Raw genomic sequence first — 2,673 nt, 5'->3', positions numbered from 1 at the left:
GTGATCGTCGACTGGATTCAGCGGCAGCCGTGATCGTTGCGTCCGGCGAAGTGTGGGCTATAGGCCACAGTTGGCCGGACGCACGGTAGGTCAGACGCGGACGGGGCCCTCGGAACCCGACTCGGCGCCGGCGGCCGCCTTGGTCACGGCGAGGAGTCGACCGATGGCGCCGCCGGGGGAGTCCCAGTACTCGCCGTAGTCGACGTCGACCGCGAGGACGCGGATGTCCGGGTCGTCCTTGCCGTCGAAGTACGCGCCGGCGGGTGCGCTCCACAGCGACTCGATCAGCGCGCGGTCGTGAAGCACGCGGGCGGAGCCCTGCAGGGCGACGTAGTCGTTCTTGCTCGGGTCGGAGAACGTCGTGGTGCACGGAGCCTTGCCGTTCCCGAGGGCCTGCACCCAGTCGGTGTCGGCGGCGACGAGGAAGTGCAGCGTCGACCCCTCCAGACCGGCCAGCGTCAGCGGGCGGGACTTCCAGACGTCCCCGTCCGGCGTGCCGACCATCGCGAAGCGCAGCTTCTCGACAGCCGCGGACAGGCTTCGGGACTCGGCTTTGGTGTCGGTGGCAGTCATGCCGAGGAACTGCCCGCCCGCGACGCCGCCATTCACGACGCCTTGCGGGCCGACCGCTTCGTACCCTTCTTCGCGGCGGTCTTCTTGGCCGCTGGCTTCTTCGCCGCGGTCTCCTTCGCGGCGGTCTTCTTCGCGGCCGTCTTCTTGGTCGCGGTCTTCTTCTTCGGCTTCTCGTCCTCGGCCTTACGGGTCTTCAGTTTCCCGGTTTCGGTGTTGCCGGCGCCCTTGCGGGACTTGGCGGCGTCGACGGAGCGGCGGAGAGCCTCCATGAGGTCGAGGACCTCGGCCTCGGGCTCGGCGTCGTCGTCCGTGACGACCTCACGGCCCTTGGCCTTGGCCTTCACCAGTTGCAGGACTCGGTCGCGGTAGGTGTCGGCGTAGTTCTCCGGCTTCCACTCGGTGGTGAGGGCCTCGATGAGCCCGATGGCGGTCTTGAGGTCCTTGTCGGAGAACTTCGCCTTGCGGGGGATCGAGGGCAGTTCGTCGGCGGGGTCGCGGACCTCGTCACCGAAGTACATGGTCTCCAGCACCAGCACGCGGTCGTGCGGGCGGATCGCGGCGAGGTACTGCTTGTTGCGCATGACGAGCGTCGCAATGCCGATGCGCCCGGCCTTCTCCATCGCCTGCAGCAGCAGGCCGTACGGACGCGCGGCGTCGTCGCTCGCCGGGGCGAGGTAGTACGAGCGGCGGTAGTGGACGGGGTCGATGTCGGCGGCCTCGACGAAGTCGGTGATCTCGATCGTCGAGCTGCGACCGGGTTCGACCTCCTCGAGCTCGTCGGGGGTGACGATCACGTGGCGTCCGTCACCGAGGTCGTAGCCCTTGACGATGTCGGAGTACTTGACCTCCTTGCCGGTGTCCTCGTTCACCCGCTTGTTGCGGACGCGGTCGTCGGTGCCCTTCTCGAACTGGTTGAAGTGGACGGTCTTGTCCTCGGTGGCCGAGTACAGGCCCACCGGGACGTTGACCAGCCCGAAGCCGATCGAGCCGGACCAGATCGCGCGTGCCACGGACGACCTCCTGCTGCCAGGCCCCCGAACGGGGCCGGTGATAGGTGAGAAGTGCCCACGAACGAGCCTGCTCACCCGCGGCAACAGATTTCGCCCGGAAAGATCGCTATAACGGGAAGTTCTACGGCAGATGGGACGTTGCAACGGATATCTGACGACAATCGTGTGGAGTATTCATGACGTTCCGAACGCACGTCCTGTCCACCTGTGCCGCGGCCGGCAGCGCTGTTGTGCTCGCCGGGGCGCTTTCCATCTCGCCGGCGCTCGCCTCCGACAAGCCGGCGGAGCAGCCCGCTGCGGGTGCCGCGTTGTTCGACACCGACGGCACCTGGGCCCCGGCCGCGACGGCGAGCGTGCACCCCGGCGTCATGACGCAGACCGAGGGCGCCGGGCAGTGCACGGCGAACTTCGTCTACACCGCCGGCAGCAAGACGTTCCTCGGCCAGGCGGCGCACTGCTCGGGCACCGGTGAGGCCACCGAGACCGACGGGTGCCAGGCCGAGTCCCTCCCGCTCGGGACGCCGGTGAAGATCCTCGGCTCCGACGTGGTCGGGAAGATGGTCTACAACTCCTGGATCTCCATGCAGCGCAGCGGGGAGAAGGACGAGAACGCCTGCGCGTTCAACGACCTCGCGCTGATCGAGATCCCGAACGACGCGCTGGGCAAGGTCAACCCGTCCGTGCCGGTCTTCGGTGGTCCGGTGGGCGTGAACACCACGGGCACGAGCAACGGTGAGAAGGTCGTCTCGTACGGCAACTCCTCGCTGCGTCAGGGCCTGTCGGTCGTGTCGCCCAAGACGGGCACGAGCTTCGGCACCGTCGGCGACGGCTGGTCGCACACCGTCTACACGCTGACGCCGGGCGTCCCGGGTGACTCCGGGTCAGCCTTCCTCGACAGCAACGGTTACGCCCTGGGTGACCTCTCGACGCTGTCGTTCGCGCCGATGCCGCTGAGCAACCAGGTCAGCGACCTCGCCCACGAGCTCGACTGGGCCCGCGCCCACGACAGCAAGCTCTCCGACCTCCGGGTCGTGGCCGGCACCGAGGCCTTCCTCCCGGGCGCGCTTCCGGTGGGCTGATCCGCCCGACA

General features: G+C 68.2%; 3 protein-coding genes. 1 reads left to right on the top strand and 2 read right to left on the bottom strand.

Translation table 11 applies throughout. The annotated features are described in order from the left end of the window. Nucleotides 1–90: 90 nt before the first annotated feature. Complete coding sequence (locus ABD401_RS22395) at nt 91–573, bottom strand: pyridoxamine 5'-phosphate oxidase family protein (protein WP_344608950.1); 483 nt, start codon at nt 571–573, stop codon at nt 91–93. A 32-nt stretch (nt 574–605) separates the two neighbouring features. Then, nucleotides 606–1,583, bottom strand: coding sequence for a non-homologous end joining protein Ku (gene ku / locus ABD401_RS22390; RefSeq protein ID WP_344608948.1), 978 nt, complete (start codon nt 1,581–1,583; stop codon nt 606–608). A gap of 176 nt (nt 1,584–1,759) precedes the next feature. Here ku and ABD401_RS22385 point away from each other — a divergent pair, with 176 nt between their 5' ends. Continuing rightward, complete coding sequence (locus tag ABD401_RS22385; RefSeq protein ID WP_344608946.1) at nt 1,760–2,662, top strand: serine protease; 903 nt, start codon at nt 1,760–1,762, stop codon at nt 2,660–2,662. Nucleotides 2,663–2,673 lie beyond the last annotated feature (11 nt).

It is taken from the genome of Sporichthya brevicatena (assembly GCF_039525035.1).
In the GTDB taxonomy this organism is placed as follows: Bacteria; Actinomycetota; Actinomycetes; order Sporichthyales; family Sporichthyaceae; genus Sporichthya; species Sporichthya brevicatena.
This window is presented reverse-complemented; position numbering and strand designations above follow the sequence as displayed.

Excerpts from the sequence above, each read along its gene's own strand:
- ABD401_RS22395 (WP_344608950.1), bottom strand. The coding sequence starts at position 573 with ATGACTGCCACCGACACCAAAGCCGAGTCCCGAAGCCTGTCCGCGGCT.
- ABD401_RS22385 (WP_344608946.1), top strand. The coding sequence starts at position 1,760 with ATGACGTTCCGAACGCACGTCCTGTCCACCTGTGCCGCGGCCGGCAGC.